Origin of the sequence: Corallococcus sp. RDP092CA, from assembly GCF_041903675.1 — a bacterium.
Taxonomy (GTDB): domain Bacteria; phylum Myxococcota; class Myxococcia; order Myxococcales; family Myxococcaceae; genus Corallococcus.
The window spans coordinates 21,413-37,278 of the sequence record NZ_JAYESI010000005.1; the positions used below are offsets into that span (position 1 = coordinate 21,413).

The window sequence follows — 15,866 nt, forward strand, 5'->3', positions numbered from 1 at the left end:
GGTAGGGCCGGACGCGGCACGGGAGGTGGCCGTGCCGCGCCCCGCGTGTCTGTCTATTCGCCGCGCCGCTTCGAGCGCGTGCGCGCCCAGCCCGCGTTGGCCTGGTTGCGCTGGAGCCGCTTGTGCTCACGCTGCGCGGTGGCGTCCGCCTGACGGTGCTGGAAGGCCTGCTCGCGCTGGAGCTTCTCGAAGCTCGCGCGCCGCTCCTCGGGGAGGGTGCCGTCCTCCACCGCCGCCCCCACCGCGCAGCCCGGCTCGCCCTGGTGGCCGCAGTCGTTGAAGCGGCAGCCGCTGGCCAGCGCGAGGACGTCCGCGAAGGCGTGGGCCAGGCCCTCGTCATCGTCGCCCCACAGGCCCAGCTCGCGCATGCCGGGCCCGTCGATGATGAGGCCGCCCTGCTCCAGCACGAACAGCTCGCGGTGCGTGGTGGTGTGCCGGCCCTTGTCGTCCTCCGGCCGCACGGGCTGGGTGACGAGCCTCGCGGCGTCCAGCAGCCGGTTGGTGAGCGTGGACTTCCCCACGCCGGACGAGCCCACCAGCACGCCCGTCCTGCCGGGAGGGAGCCGCGCGCGCACGTCCTCCACGCCCAGGCCCGTCCTCGCGCTCACCGCGAGCACGTCCACGCCGGGGGCGAGGGCCGCCACCTCCAGGACGCGCGCGGTGGCGTCGCCCGCGAGGTCCGCCTTGCTCAGGAGCACGACGGGCGTGGCGCCGCTGTTCCAGGCGACGGTGAGGGCGCGCTCGATGCGGCGGGGGTTGAAGTCGCCGTCCAGGCCCATGACGAGGAACACCACGTCCACGTTGGCGGCGATGAGCTGGCCGTCGTGCTCGCTGCCCGCCTCGCGCCGCTTGAGCAGGCTGCGGCGGGGCAGCACGGCGTGCATCAGCGCCTCGCCGTCACCGGACGCGGGCGGTTGCAGGAGGACCCAGTCGCCCACGGCGGGCAGGGCCTCCGCGCCCTGGGCCTGATGGAGGAGGCGTCCGGCCGCGCGAGCGAGGAAGGCCGGGCCCGCGGTCTGCACGGTGAGCAGTCCCCGCTGCTGGCGCACGACGCGCCCGGGGACGAGGGAGGAAGACGACGGGGAGGTGAGAGAGGCCAGCGCGAGGTCGAGGTCGGGACCCCAGCCGAGGGTTTCGAGTGACACTTGAGGAACTCCGGGCAGCGCGATGCCACGGACGCGCGGGAGCGGGCTCCGGGGCGCCGGGCGTGAAGGAAGCGGGGCTCGCGCTGCGGCGGACGACGGTGCTGCGACCGGCTCAGCGGATGGGCGCCCGCGTGGCGGACAGGGCCGCGACGACGACAAGGGGCGGGGTCATCTGGACAGGCCTCCTCAAGGGGGCGCGGACACTCCGGCGGGCATCGCCGCTCCGTGCGGCGGACCCTAGCAACTCCTGTCGGCCGCTGGCCACCCTGGTGTGTTTCCCCCTTGAACCTCACGCGACGTGAGGTTGTACCCATCCCATCCAGTCACGCGAAGGCCGTGGCTGGAAAGGGGTGAGGCATGCAGCGCACGGAGCTGAAGGTAGGGGAGCTGGCCCGGCGCACGGGGCTGTCCATCCGCGCGCTGCACCACTACGACGCGATTGGCTTGCTCAAGCCCTCGGCGCGCACGGCGTCGGGGCACCGGCTCTACACGGCGGCGGACATCGCCCGCCTGAGTCACATCCTGTCGCTCAAGCAGCTCGGGTTCTCGCTGGAGGAGATCGCCGAGACGCTGGGCCGGGCGGACTTCTCCGCCCTGCGCGTGGTGGAGCTGCGGCTCCAGCGGGCCCGGGAGCAGCTGGCGGAGCAGCGCCAGCTCTGCGACCGCCTGGATTCCCTCGCACGGCAGCTGCGCGCGGCGGAGCCGGTCTCCGCCGACGACTTCCTACAGACCATCGAGGCCATGACCATGTTCGAGAAGTACTACACCCCGGAGCAGCTGAAGGAGCTGGAGGCCCGTCGCCAGGAGCTGGGTGACGACGCCATCAAGCAGGTGGAGGCCGAGTGGCCCCGCCTCATCGCGAGCATGCGCGAGCAGATGGCGCAGGGCGCCGACCCCGCCTCCGAGCCGGTGCGCGCCCTGGCCACGCGCTGGCGCGAGCTCATCCACGCCTTCACGGGAGGCAACCCCGGCATCGAGAAGTCGCTCCAGACGATGCATCAGCAGGAGCCGCGGCTGGCCCAGCGCCAGGGCCGAGACCCGCAGCTCATGGAGTACGTGGGCCGGGCCATGGCCTGTCTGGACGCGCCGAAGTAAAGCCAGACATGGCGGCGGCCGCCAGCGAGAGGGCTGGCGGCCGTCGCCGTCACATCCCACCGCGAGGGGCCTACTGGCCGCCCACGGTGCCGGTCGACCCGCCGTTGGTGCCGCCGGTGCCGGTGCCGCCCACGCCGCCGATGGTGCCGCCGGAGCCGCTGGTGCCGGAGCCGCCCACGCCGCCCGTGCCGGTCGCGCCGCTGGTCCCAGTGCCGCCCGAGCCCGTGCCGCCCGGGGTGATGACGGTGGAGCCGGAGCCCTCGGTCCCCGGCGCGGTGGTGCTGGTGGAGCCAGTGCCCGTGCCCCCGTAGGTGCCGGTGCTGGTGGAGGTGTCACCGCCGATGGTGCCCGTGCTGGTGCCGGAGCCGCCGTAGGTGCCGGTGCTGGTGCCCGTCGAGGGCGACGTGTACGAGCCCGTGCCTGTCGACGGGGCGGTGCTCCCGGTGCCGTAGGTGTCGGTGCTGGAGCCGGTGGTGCCGGTGCCCGTGCCGATGCCGCTGGTCCCGGTGCCACCGGTGCCGGAAGTGCCGCCGCCGGTGGTGCCGGTGCCGGTCGTGCCCGGAGTCGGGTTCACGCCAGTGCCAGCGCCCCCCGTGCCGGTGTTGCCCGTCTGCACGCCCGTGGAGTTGGTGGTGCCCGGAGTGACCGTGCCCGAGGAGCCGGCGCTGCCAGTCTGGCCGTTGTTGATCATCTCCGGCGAAGCGCCCGAGGAGCCGGGAGTCGTCCCGGGGCTCGAGCCGTCGCCTGCCTGCTGGGCGAGCGCGCTGGTGGAGAGCAGGAAGCTGAAAGCCAATGCCGCGGTGCCGATAGAGCGTCGCATGTGAGGAACCCTTTCCGTCGCTTGAGGCGTAAAGGTGTGTGCTTCACCGGACAGGGCAACCCATGGGAAGCAGCCGGCACATGGCAGCCTGGCCGCTCCGGTCAGGTCACGGAGGCCGTGACCCAGCGGTATCCGCCGACGGAGACGCGCTGAGAAAGGCATGCTCTCCACGGATTGCAGGGCGTGGGCCGGCTCCAGGGTGTCCGGCAGGCGGGCTTTCGGGGCTCGACGGTAAGTCTTCGCCTCGTTTCTGTGCTGTCCTCCGGCCCGGAAAGGAGCGTGCGTGAGCGGACGGGAAGGGCACCTGCTGACGGGCCGCAAGAGCGCGCGCGTCGCGCGAAACATGAGCGCCCGTGCATGGCCGCTCACGCTCGTCATCGCCTCGGGCCTGGGCCTGCTGCTCTACGTCGCCACCACCAGCCTCCCGTATCTCATCGCCTCCCCCGCCGGAGACGCGCACCTGGGCGCGCTCAATGACTGTCTGGCGCGGCAGCTGGGGGGAGCCACGCGGCTGGGCTGGGCCGTGGCGCCAGATGCGTCGCGCGCGGCGGTGTTCGCGCCGCACGTCGTCGCGGTCTGCGGCACGGATGGCTCGCACTCGCGGCTGGAGATCCCCGGCACCACCGCCCTCACCTTCGATGGTGAGCGCCGCCTGTGGGCCGCCGCCGGAGGCCACCTGCTGCGCGAGCGGCGCGGCGCGCTCCAGCCGGTGGGCGACATCGCTCCGCCGGAGTGGCTGCTCGGCCACGCGGGCGGTGTCATCGCGCTGGATGCCACGGGCCAGCTCATCTCCGTGGCGCCGGACGGCAAGGTGCTCGGTCAGGCGCAGGTGCCGGGCCCCGGCGGCCGCCTGTCCATCGGCCCCGGTGGCGCGCTGGCGGCGGTGGAGTGGGGCGGCGGCGTCCTCGTCTACGACGCGCGCACCCTGGAGCTGGTGCGGGCGGAGGCCCCGTGCGCCGTGGAGTTCCTGTGGTGGCTCGACGCCGCGGATCAGGTCCTGCTCGCCTGTGGAGGGCCTGCTCCCCAGGACGCTCCAGGACCCGCCGCGCTCCGCTTCGATGTCCGCACCGGCGCACGCGAAGAGATGCCCACCCGCACGCGCACGCCTGCTCGAAGGCTCTCGGGGCGGGCGCTGTATGTGCAGGGCTGTGATGGCTTCCCGTGCACCGCCTCACCGCCCTGAAGCTGTTATGGGGAGGTTTCGCCCCGGACCCATGTCTCCAACCCGGGGCTTTCGGGGATGGTGGGACCCCTGTCCAGGCTCGACGTTGAGTGCCTGACACAGGCGACCTTTCGACCCCGGCTTTACATTCGACAAACCCGCGAACTCATTGGACGTTCCTGGGATCGCGGGCCGGTTTTGTAGCACCGGTCGCAACGCTTCCGCCGATCAGGGGTTTCACTCGTGGACGACACCAAGGTTTCCAGCTCCTCCGCTCCCCGCAAGCGCGCCAATGGCCGAAAGACAGCCGGGGCCTCGGCGGGTCAGGACACCGGCCTTCCTGGCGCCCGGTCCCAGGGCAACGCCGCGGACAGCCTGCTGAGCAGCGCGGAGGCGGCCCGAGCGGAGCCCGCTCGCCGCGCCGCCTCGCGCGGCCGCGACGGCAACGGCCGCCCGGCCGCGGGGGATGGTCTGCGCCCCGGGGGCTCGCCTCCGCTCCAACAGCTGCTGGCGGCGCTCCGGGCCGTGCAGGCCGGTGACTTCTCCGTGCGGCTGCCGTCGGGCGCGCAGGACGTGGTGATGGATGAGATCGCCCGCGCGTTCAACGCGGTGGTGACGCTCAACTCCACGCTCACCCACGAGATCGTCCGCGTGGAGCGCGTCGTCGGCCGCGAGGGCCGCATGGGCGAGCGCGTCACCCTGGGCGACGTGAAGGGCGACTGGGCCACCAGCGTCCAGTCCATCAACGCCCTCATCGGCGACCTGGTGCAGCCCACTACGGAGGTCGCCCGCGTGCTGGTGGCGGTGGCCGAAGGCGACCTCACCCAGAAGATGGCGCTGGAGATCGACGGCCAGCCCGTGAAGGGCGAGTTCCTCCGCATCGGCACCACCGTGAACGCGATGGTGGATCAGCTCAACAGCTTCGCCGCCGAAGTGACGCGCGTCGCGAAGGAGGTGGGCACCGAGGGCAAGCTGGGCGGTCAGGCGGACGTGAAGGGCGTGTCCGGCGTGTGGAAGGACCTCACGGACAACGTGAACGTCCTCGCCGGCAACCTCACCGCGCAGGTGCGCAACATCGCGGAGGTCTCCACCGCCGTCGCCAACGGCGACCTGTCCCGCAAGATCACCGTGGACGTGAAGGGCGAGGTGCTGGAGCTCAAGAGCACCATCAACACGATGGTGGACCAGCTCCGCGCGTTCGCCGCCGAGGTGACGCGCGTCGCGAAGGAGGTGGGCACGGACGGCAAGCTGGGCGGCCAGGCCGCGGTGCCGGGGGTCGGCGGCACGTGGAAGGACCTCACGGACAACGTGAACAGCATGGCCTCCAACCTCACCACCCAGGTGCGCAACATCGCCCTGGTGACGACGGCGGTGGCCACCGGTGACCTGTCCAAGAAGATCACCGTGGACGCGCGCGGAGAGATCCTGGAGCTGAAGAACACCATCAACACGATGGTGGACCAGCTCAACAGCTTCGCCTCGGAGGTGACCCGCGTGGCGCGCGAGGTGGGCACGCACGGCAAGCTGGGCGGTCAGGCGGAGGTGAAGGGCGTGTCCGGCACGTGGAAGGACCTCACGGACAACGTGAACTTCATGGCCTCCAACCTCACCACGCAGGTGCGCGGCATCGCCAAGGTGGTGACCGCGGTCGCCAACGGCGACCTCACCCAGCGCCTGAAGATGGAGGCCAAGGGCGAGGTCGCGGAGCTCGCGGACACCATCAACGCGATGACCCAGACGCTCTCCATCTTCGCGCAGCAGGTGACGGACGTGGCGCGCACGGTGGGCGTGGAGGGCAAGCTGGGCTCCCAGGCGGTGGTGCCGGGCGTCGCGGGCACCTGGAAGGACCTCACGAACAACGTGAACCTCCTGGCCAACAACCTCACCGACCAGGTGCGAAACATCGCGGAGGTCACCACGGCGGTCGCGAAGGGCGACCTGTCCCGGAAGATCACCGTGGACGCGAAGGGCGAGGTGCTGGAGCTCAAGAGCACCATCAACACGATGGTGGACCAGCTCCGCGCGTTCGCCGCCGAGGTGACGCGCGTCGCGAAGGAGGTGGGCACCGACGGCAAGCTGGGCGGTCAGGCGGACGTGAAGGGCGTGTCCGGCGTGTGGAAGGACCTCACGGACAACGTGAACAGCATGGCCTTCAACCTCACCACGCAGGTGCGCGGCATCGTCAAGGTGGTGACGGCGGTGGCCGACGGTGACCTGTCCCAGAAGCTGGTGATGGAGGCCAAGGGGGAGATCGCCGCGCTCGCGGACACCATCAACGCGATGACCCAGACGCTGTCCGTCTTCGCGCAGCAGGTGACGGACGTGGCGCGCACGGTGGGCGTGGAGGGCAAGCTGGGCGCCCAGGCCGAGGTGCCGGGCGTCGCGGGCACCTGGAAGGACCTCACGAACAACGTGAACCTGATGGCGTCCAACCTCACCAGCCAGGTGCGCAACATCGCGGAGGTCTCCACCGCCGTCGCCAACGGTGACCTGTCCAAGAAGATCACCGTGGACGCGAAGGGCGAGGTGCTGGAGCTCAAGAGCACCATCAACACGATGGTGGACCAGCTCCGCGCGTTCGCCGCGGAGGTGACCCGCGTCGCGAAGGAGGTGGGCACCGAGGGCAAGCTGGGCGGTCAGGCGGACGTGAAGGGCGTGTCCGGCGTGTGGAAGGACCTCACGGACAACGTGAACGTCCTCGCCGGCAACCTGACGGACCAGGTGCGCAACATCGCCAAGGTGACCACCGCGGTGGCCAACGGCGACCTGTCCCAGAAGATCACCGTGAGCGTGAAGGGCGAGGTGCTGGAGCTGAAGAACACCATCAACACGATGGTGGACCAGCTGCGCGCCTTCGCCTCGGAAGTCACGCGCGTGGGCAAGGAAGTGGGTACGGAGGGCAAGCTGGGCGGCCAGGCCGCGGTGCCCGGCGTCGCGGGCGTGTGGAAGGACCTCACGGACAACGTGAACGTCCTCGCCGCGAACCTCACGGACCAGGTGCGCAACATCGCCAAGGTGACCACGGCGGTGGCCTACGGCGACCTGTCCCAGAAGATCTCCGTGGAGGCGAAGGGTGAGATCCTGGAGCTCAAGAGCACCATCAACACGATGGTGGACCAGCTCCGCGCCTTCGCCTCGGAGGTGACGCGCGTCGCGAAGGAGGTGGGCACGGACGGCAAGCTGGGCGGTCAGGCCGCGGTGCCGGGGGTCGCCGGCACGTGGAAGGATCTCACGGACAACGTGAACAGCATGGCCTCCAACCTCACCAGCCAGGTGCGCAACATCGCCCTGGTGACCACGGCGGTCGCGAACGGCGACCTGTCCAAGAAGATCACCGTGGACGCGAAGGGCGAGATCCTGGAGCTGAAGAACACCATCAACACGATGGTGGACCAGCTCAACAGCTTCGCCTCGGAGGTGACCCGCGTGGCGCGCGAGGTGGGCGCGGAAGGGAAGCTGGGCGGTCAGGCGGAGGTGAAGGGCGTGTCCGGCACGTGGAAGGACCTCACGGACAACGTGAACTTCATGGCCCGCAACCTCACCACGCAGGTGCGCGGCATCGTCAAGGTGGTGACCGCGGTCGCCAACGGCGACCTCAAGCAGAAGCTGGTGGTGGACGCGAAGGGCGAGGTCGCCGCGCTCGCGGAGACCATCAACAACATGACCGACACGCTGGGCATCTTCGCGGAGCAGGTCTCCTCGGTGGCCCGCGAGGTGGGCGTGGAAGGGAAGCTGGGCGGCCAGGCCCGCGTGCCCGGTGTGGCCGGCACGTGGAAGGACCTCACGGACAACGTGAACTTCATGGCCTCCAACCTCACCACGCAGGTGCGCGGCATCGTGCGCGTGGTGACGGCGGTGGCCAACGGCGACCTGACCCAGAAGCTCATCGTGGACGCGAAGGGCGAGGTGGCGGCGCTCGCGGACACCATCAACAACATGACCGACACGCTGGGCACCTTCGCGGAGCAGGTCTCCACGGTGGCTCGCGAGGTGGGGATCGAAGGGAAGCTGGGCGGCCAGGCCCGCGTGCCCGGCGCGCGCGGCACGTGGCGGCAGCTGACGGACAACGTGAACCAGCTGGCCGGTACGCTCACCAGCCAGCTGCGCGCCATCTCCGACGTGGCCACCGCCGTGACCAAGGGCGACCTGACCCGCAGCATCACGGTCGTCGCCGAAGGCGAGGTCGCGGCGCTGAAGGACAACATCAACCAGATGATCGTCAACCTGCGTGAGACGACGCAGAAGAACCAGGAGCAGGACTGGCTCAAGACGAACCTGGCGAAGTTCAGCGGCATGATGCAGGGCCAGAAGTCCCTGGACGCCGTCAGCCGCCTCATCATGAGCGAGCTGACCCCGCTGGTGTCCGCGCACCACGGCGCCTTCTTCCTCTCCGACCCCGAGGGCGGCGTGCCGTCCCTCAAGCTCACCAGCACCTACGCGTACCGCGAGCGCAAGCACCTGGCGAACCGCTTCCGCCTGGGCGAGGGCCTGGTCGGCCAGTGCGCGCTGGAGAAGAAGACCATCCTGCTGACGCGCGTGCCGTCGGACTACATCACCATCTCCTCCGGGCTGGGGGAGGCCGCGCCGCTCAACATCATCGTCCTGCCGGTCCTCTTCGAGGGCGAGGTGAAGGCCGTCATCGAGCTGGCCTCGTTCCACCCGTTCAGCGCCATCCATCAGATCTTCCTGGATCAGCTGATGGAGAGCATCGGCGTGGTGCTCAACATGATCATGGCGAACATGCGCACGGAGACGCTGCTCGCCGAGTCGCAGCGCCTGACGCATGAGCTCCAGAGCCAGTCGCGCGAGCTCACCCAGCAGCAGGACGAGCTCAAGCGCACCAACATCGAGCTGGAGGACAAGGCGAGGGAGCTGGCGGACCAGAACACCCGCGTGGAGGAGAAGAACCGCGAGGTGGAGCTGGCGCGCGTCAGCCTGGAGGAGAAGGCGGAGCAGCTCACCATCATCTCCAAGTACAAGAGCGAGTTCCTGGCCAACATGAGCCACGAGCTGCGCACGCCGCTCAACTCGCTGCTCATCCTCGCGAAGCTCCTGTCGGACAACAAGGACGGGAACCTCTCCGCCAAGCAGGTGGAGTACGCCAACACCATCTACGCGTCCGGCGGGGACCTGCTCAGCCTCATCAATGAAATCCTCGACCTGTCCAAGGTGGAGGCGGGCAAGATGCAGGTGGAGCCCCGGGACATCGTCCTCACGGAGCTCAACCAGTTCATCGAGCGCAGCTTCCGCCCGGTGGCGGACGAGAAGGGCCTCACCTTCCAGGTGGAGGTGCTCGCGGGCACGCCGCGCCACGTGCGCACGGATCCGCAGCGGCTGCAGCAGGTGCTCAAGAACCTGCTCTCCAACGCCTTCAAGTTCACCGACGAGGGCGGCGTGAAGCTCACCGTGCGCCTGGCGGACAAGGGCCTCCGCTTCGACCACGAGGCGCTGCGCCGCTCGCGCCAGGTGCTGGCCTTCGCGGTGAAGGACACCGGCATCGGCATCGCCAAGGACAAGCAGCGCATCATCTTCGAGGCCTTCCAGCAGGCGGACGGCTCCACCGCCCGCAAGTACGGCGGCACGGGCCTGGGCCTGTCCATCAGCCGCGAGATCGCCAAGCTGCTGGGCGGCGAGATCCGCCTGGAGAGCGAGCCGGGCAAGGGCAGCACCTTCACCCTCTACCTGCCGCCGGAGTACCAGGGCGCGGACGAGGACGTGTCGCAGGGCGGGGACACCCCCGGCCGCACGGTGGCGACCCTGCCGGAGACGCTCGTCGCTTCGTCCGCCTCCGGCACCCTCACGCCGCCGCCGGTCGCGCCGCCGCCGCCGACCCCGGCGTCGGAGCCACAGTCCCAGGCCCACGTGCTGGACGCCGCGCTGCCTCCCCAGGTGGAGGGGGCGCACACGCCCGTCGTGGTGGAGGACGACCGCGAGTCCATCCGCGAGGGTGACCGCACCTTGCTCATCATCGAGGACGACGTGAAGTTCGCCCGCATCATGGTGCAGATGGCGCGAGAGAAGGGCTTCAAGGCCCTGGTCGCCACGCGCGGTGACAGCGGCCTGGCCATGGCGCACGAGTACCAGCCGGACGCCATCACCCTGGACATCCAGCTGCCCGTGGTGGACGGCTGGAGCGTACTGGACCGCCTCAAGCGCAACCCGCGCACGCGCCACATCCCCGTCCACATCATCAGCGTGATGGACAAGCACCTGGGCAACACCCAGGGCGCGTTCGGCTACCTCACCAAGCCCGTGAGCAAGGAGGGACTGGAGCGCGTCTTCGGCCAGCTGTCGCGCTTCCTGGAGCGCCGCGAGCGCCGCCTGCTCGTCATCGAGGACGACGACGTGCAGCGCAGCAGCCTCACCCAGCTGCTCAGCGACGGCGGCGACGTCGTCGTCACCGCGGTGGCGTCCGGCCAGGAGGCCCTCCAGAAGCTGGAGGAGAACGAGTACGACTGCCTCGTCATCGACCTCCTGTTGCCTGACATGGACGGCATCAAGCTGGTGGAGGAGGTGAAGACCCAGCAGCGCTTCCGCGACCTGCCCATCGTCGTCTACACCGGCCGTGAGTTGACGCCCAAGGACGAGTCCCGCCTGCGGCGTTACACCGGCAGTGTCATCCTGAAGAGCGGCGCGAAGAGCCCGGACCAGCTGCTCAGCGACACCGCGCTCTTCCTGCACCGCCTGGATGAGAACCTCCCGGCGCGGGCGCGCGCGGCCCTGGCGCAGCGCAGTGACCAGGACGCGCCGCTGGCGGGCAAGAAGGTGCTCCTGGTGGATGACGACATGCGCAACATCTTCGCGCTCACCAGCGTGCTGGAAAATCACAGCATGCAGGTCATCTTCGCGGAGAACGGGCGGGCGGCCATCGAGATGCTCGGCCAGAACCCCGACGTGGACGTCGTGTTGATGGACGTGATGATGCCGGAGATGGACGGCTATGAAACCATGCGTGCCATCCGCAAGGACCCCAAGTACGCCAGCCTCCCCATCATCGCCGTCACGGCGAAGGCGCTGAAGGACGACCGCGAGAAGTGCATGGCGGCCGGCGCGAGTGACTACCTGCCCAAGCCGGTGGATACTGACAAGCTGCTGGAGCTCGTTCGGCTGTGGGTGAGTGCTTGAAACTCAACGAGCGCGATCCATCCTTCTGCCCCCTTGCCACTTCCGTCTGGAAGGGGGCAGCCCTAGCCTTGTTCGCCGTGTATCGGGCCACCTGACCTACGCGCTCCCCCATCGCGCACATGAACTCCACCGAGCACACTCCGGAGCGTCCCCAGGAAGCCGCGGCGAGCCCTCGCGCGGCCATCCTGATGGTGGACGACCATCCGGCCAACCTGCTGGCGCTGGAAGCCATCCTCGAGCCGCTCGGTCAGGACCTGGTGAAGGCGACCAGCGGTGAAGAGGCGCTCAAGAAGCTGCTGCAGCGCGACTTCGCGGTCATCCTGATGGATGTGCAGATGCCGGGCCTGGATGGCTTCCAGACGGCGGCGCTCATCAAGCAGCGCGAGCGCACGCGCACCATCCCCATCATCTTCCTCACCGCCCTCAGCCGGGACGCGGCGCACGTCTTCAAGGGCTATGCGCACGGGGCGGTGGACTACCTGCTCAAGCCCTTCGACCCGGAAATCCTCCGCTCCAAGGTCAGCGTCTTCGTGGACCTGTTCCTCAAGGAACAGCAGCTCCAGCGCCAGGCGGCCCTCCTGCGCCAGCGCGACCGCGAGGCCCTGGAGCGCCAGAGCGCGCTGCGCTACCGCCGGCTCACCGAGTCCCTGCCGGAGCCCATGTGGGCGGCGCGTGCGGACGGGGCGCTGACGTACGCCAACCGGGCCTGGCGGGACTTCACCGGCCACCAGGAGGGGTTCGAGCTGTCGCTCTCCTCCTTCCTCCAGGACGTGCACCCGGCGGACCGCGAGCGGATGCGCGCGGTGTGGAGCGACGCGCTGGTGCGGATGCAGCACAACACGCAGGAGTTCCGGCTGCGGCGCAAGGACGGCGTCTACCGCTGGCACCTGGCGCGCGCGGTGCCCGAGCACGACGAGCACGGGCAGCTGGTGGGGTGGCTGGCCATCGCCACGGACATCGACGACAAGCGGCGCGCGGAGGAGGCGCTGGGGCGCTTCAAGACGACGCTGGACGCGACGCTGGACTGCGTCCTGATGTTCACCCCGGACACGCTCACGCTGGCGTACGCGAACGCGGGCGCGGCCAAGCAGCTGGCCTCCTCGGTGGAGGAGCTGGTGGGCCTGTCGGTGCTGGAGGTGGAGAGCGCCTTCGACGAGACGGGCTTCCGCAAGCTGCTGGCGCCGCTGATGTCCGGCACGCTGCCGTCGCAGACGTACTCCACCAACCACCGCCGCCGCGACGGCACGGAGGTGCCGGTGGAGGTGGTGCTCCAGTACGTGGCGGAAGGCGAGGGCCCCGGCCGCTTCATCTCCGTGGCGCGCGACATCACCGAGCGCCAGCGCGCGGAGACGGCGCTGCGGCTGGCGAGCGAGGCGAAGGACGCGTTCCTCGCCGCCGCGAGCCACGAGCTGCGCACGCCGCTGGCCGCGGCGAAGGGCCACGCGCACCTGGCGCTGCTCAAGCTGGGGGGGCAGACGGAGGCGGGCCCGGGCAAGTCGCTGCAGATCATCAACCGGCAGATCGACCGCATGGCGAAGCTGGTGGAGGACCTGCTGGACATCAGCCGGCTGCAGGCGGGGCGGCTGTCATTGGAGCTGGAGCCGTTTGATTTGTCGCAGCTGGTGCTGGAGACGCGGGACCGCATGGCGGTGCTGTCGCAGACGCACGAGCTGAAGGTGGAGGTCCCCGAGCACCTGGAGGGGACGTGGGACCGGGGGCGGCTGGATCAGGTGCTGACGAACCTGCTGTCCAACGCCATCCGCTACTCGCCGGAGGGTGGCCAGGTGCTGGTGCGCCTGGTGGCGGAGGGCGACACCGGCGTGCACCTGTCCGTGAAGGACGAGGGCGTGGGCATCCCCAGCGAGAAGCAGCGCCTCATCTTCGAGCGCTTCGGCCGCGCGCACGGCAGCAAGTACGGCGGCCTGGGGCTGGGGCTCACCATCAGCCAGGGCATCGTGGAGCAGCACGGCGGGCGCATCTGGGCGGAGTCCTCGGGGAAGGCGGGCCAGGGCTCCACCTTCAACGTCTGGCTGCCCCGGCGCACGGAGGCCCAGGCGGCGACGCCGACGGAGTCCCTGCGCACGCCGAGCTGAGCGGCCGCGGCGCGGGCGACCCCTGGGGTGCTGGAGCTGCCGCCCGGGCCAGCGGGGCTAGAGGAACCGGCGGACCCACTGGTTCGTGTCTTGTTTGTAGAGAGGGAGCCCTTCGCCTTCGTATTGGAAGAGGAAGGGCTCCATCAGGCGGGCCAGCGCGCGGTACTGGGGGGGAATGGCCTTCGCCTGCGTGTCGATGGGGTCTGGCCAATCGTCGAGGGCGACGAGCACGCGGTCACCGTCCATGGGGAGCAGGGAGACCTCCGGGAAGGGGAGGGCGTTCTGGAGTGCTTCGATGCCGCCCAGTTGTCCCAGCAGGGGCTGGCCCAGGAACGTGAGCCACGCGGGGCTCAGGGCGCGGTTTCCCAATATGGACCTGAAGCCGGTGCCTTGATGGAGATCCAAGCCTGGATAGCGAGCGAGGAGTGCCTCGACGATGGACCACTTCGCCGCGCTCCACATTCCATGAGATGAGATGATGGCGAAGCTGGCGTATCCGAAGTTGAAGGGCAGCTCCCGAGTGAGCTCCAGTGCCAAGGTGCGCAGGTGAGCCGCACCGTTTCCCTGGAGGTAGTCCGTGGGAAAGGTGAATGACACCGCGTTGACGGGAGCCGTGCCGAACGGCGTGTCGAGTGGATGGCCTTCGTACTCAAAAATGTATCCGCTGGAGATCTCTCCTCCGCCCGGGCTTTCGGAGAGGTCCGCATTCCCACTGGTGCCCCAGGGACGCTCGAGTATTTGCTGGCGAGCGATCTCCCAACCCTTGTCATCCAGCTCCAGGATGTCACCGTCATCCGTGCCGTACCAGCCCAGCGAGCCCGGAGGAATGGCGCGGAGATAGGTTTGCAGGGCACGCCACACCGCAGGCGCGATCTCCTTGTGGTCGCGATGGATGAAGAAGCTGAGGCCGATGCCATCGCGGGCGGCAGGAATCGGAGGCGAACCTTTCGACCACAGGCGGATGACAGGGTACTCCCTTGTCATGGCTTCACCTCTTTGACTCCTGTTCGGGGCGAAATGAGCAAGGCCTTCCCTCCCAGCGCTTCCTCGTAGACGGTCCGCTGGGACATGCCGGCGAAGGTGCCCGTGCCATACCTCGTCCAGGTTGGCTCATTTGTGTCCGGACACGGGAACTTGAAGTCCAGGGTGAGCGCGGACTTGAGCAGGTCACGGTCTCCGTGCAGGACGAGGTCCGGCTTGATGGTCCCCCGGAGTTCCTCGGTGCAGCCGTCGGCGATGAGCTGAGATTCCTTCGCCCGGCTGATGGTCTCCAGGAAGCGGGCGTTCGGGTAGTAGCGGTAGCGCTGCTCGATGCTGAAGGGCGCGGGCCACAGCTCCTTCAGCACCTTCTCGGCGCACTGGAGGGCGAGCACGTGCTTCTGCTTGCCGAGTTGCATGGCCCGGGTGACAGGCTTGCCGCAGTGGTCCTGCCCCACCACCTCGGCGCACTCCTGGCGTGTCGGAGGTCTGTCGCGGAAGTAGCGCGCATTGCCCGACTGCTCCGCCTGGACTGCACATCCAGCGAGCTGCTTCTCCAGTTCATCCGCGTCATGGTCCTGCTGCATCGCCGCGAGCATGGCTGCCGGAATGGCTCGGAGCAGGGGAGACGCAGCGGCCCGGGTTGCGGACGCTGCGGCCTGCTCCGCCACGTAGGCCGCGTGCCGCACCTTCGCGGCGGTCTCCGTATCCACGAAGCCCAACTCCCCATGCCGGGAATGCCGTGAACCGCCGGCACACGCTGTCAGCAGGACGCAGACCACCCAGAGGTTCATCGCGGGACGCACGCGCCGGACTCTATTGCCTCCTCTGGCGATGTCGTCAGCGGCTCGCGTGAGCTGGGAGGCCCTGGTGTAATAGACCCTTCACGGGATACGCACCGATACATTGGGAGCACGGACATTGGATGCTCGGCATCGTTGGCTCTCCCCATCGCTCCTGGCGCAGGCCTGCGCTCGGGGCCAGGCGCTCCCAGGTCGGTTGCGTGTCCGGTTCGAGCGCGCCTTCGGATCCGACCTGCGCACTGTGCGCCTTCACGAGCATCCCCTGGTCGCGAGGCTGGGGGCCAAGGCCCTGTGCTGGGGAGCGCAGATCCTCTTCGCCCCGGGAGCGCTGGAGCTCGATTTGACTCGCGGGACCCGGATCCTCGCGCATGAGCTGGTGTGATCTGCCCCCGCAACCGCAAACCGGCGAACAGCAGCCCGCCCGCCAGCAGGAAGCGCAGCCCCGCCATCCGGAACGGCGGGAGGCCCTCCAGCGCGAACCGCATCGCCAGGTACGTCGACCCCCAGATGACGTAGAGCGAGAAAAGGCTGAACAGCAGGAGGCCCCGGTGGGGCGCGGGCTCGGCGGCTTCGGGGGACGCGGTCGCGGTCGTCACGGCGGCGGCCTTCTAACCCCCACCTCCCTCCAGGGCGATGTGCGCTTTG

9 protein-coding genes are annotated in these 15,866 nt (G+C 69.5%); 5 read left to right on the forward strand and 4 right to left on the reverse strand.

Features of this window, described 5'->3' with window-relative positions; translation table 11 throughout:
* Nucleotides 1-53 precede the first annotated feature (53 nt).
* A complete protein-coding gene (gene rsgA / locus U8525_RS07595) occupies nt 54-1,145 on the reverse strand; it encodes a ribosome small subunit-dependent GTPase A (RefSeq protein WP_374263118.1) in 1,092 nt (363 codons plus the stop codon).
* A gap of 357 nt (nt 1,146-1,502) precedes the next feature.
* Here rsgA and U8525_RS07600 point away from each other — a divergent pair, with 357 nt between their 5' ends.
* On the forward strand, nt 1,503-2,240 hold the full coding sequence (locus U8525_RS07600; protein WP_374263120.1) for a MerR family transcriptional regulator: 738 nt from the start codon (nt 1,503-1,505) through the stop codon (nt 2,238-2,240).
* A 70-nt stretch (nt 2,241-2,310) separates the two neighbouring features.
* Here U8525_RS07600 and U8525_RS07605 read toward each other — a convergent pair whose 3' ends face one another.
* Complete coding sequence (locus U8525_RS07605; RefSeq protein ID WP_374263123.1) at nt 2,311-3,060, reverse strand: hypothetical protein; 750 nt, start codon at nt 3,058-3,060, stop codon at nt 2,311-2,313.
* A 283-nt stretch (nt 3,061-3,343) separates the two neighbouring features.
* On the opposite strand from U8525_RS07605, the gene U8525_RS07610 reads away from it, so the two are divergent.
* From U8525_RS07610 to U8525_RS07620, 3 genes are all read left to right on the forward strand, one after another.
* Nucleotides 3,344-4,243, forward strand: a complete 900-nt coding sequence (locus U8525_RS07610) for a hypothetical protein (protein WP_374263125.1) — start codon at nt 3,344-3,346, stop codon at nt 4,241-4,243.
* Nucleotides 4,244-4,465: 222 nt separating this feature from the next.
* Nucleotides 4,466-11,347: a HAMP domain-containing protein gene (locus U8525_RS07615; protein ID WP_374263127.1), complete on the forward strand. Its 6,882-nt coding sequence runs from the start codon at nt 4,466-4,468 to the stop codon at nt 11,345-11,347.
* A 119-nt stretch (nt 11,348-11,466) separates the two neighbouring features.
* Nucleotides 11,467-13,440: a PAS domain S-box protein gene (locus U8525_RS07620; protein ID WP_374263130.1), complete on the forward strand. Its 1,974-nt coding sequence runs from the start codon at nt 11,467-11,469 to the stop codon at nt 13,438-13,440.
* A 57-nt stretch (nt 13,441-13,497) separates the two neighbouring features.
* Here the strand turns inward: U8525_RS07620 and U8525_RS07625 are convergent, their stop codons facing one another.
* Both U8525_RS07625 and U8525_RS07630 read right to left on the reverse strand, forming a co-directional pair.
* The gene (locus U8525_RS07625; RefSeq protein ID WP_374263133.1) at nt 13,498-14,424 is read right to left on the reverse strand and encodes a type VI immunity family protein; all 927 of its coding nucleotides are present in this window, start codon (nt 14,422-14,424) and stop codon (nt 13,498-13,500) included.
* Nucleotides 14,421-15,131, reverse strand: coding sequence for a hypothetical protein (locus U8525_RS07630; protein WP_374263136.1), 711 nt, complete (start codon nt 15,129-15,131; stop codon nt 14,421-14,423). The genes U8525_RS07625 and U8525_RS07630 overlap by 4 nt, the downstream gene beginning before the upstream one ends.
* Before the next feature lie 331 nt (nt 15,132-15,462).
* Between U8525_RS07630 and U8525_RS07635 the strand changes: the two genes are divergently transcribed.
* Nucleotides 15,463-15,603, forward strand: a complete 141-nt coding sequence (locus U8525_RS07635; RefSeq protein WP_374263697.1) for a DUF4157 domain-containing protein — start codon at nt 15,463-15,465, stop codon at nt 15,601-15,603.
* Nucleotides 15,604-15,866: the final 263 nt, after the last annotated feature.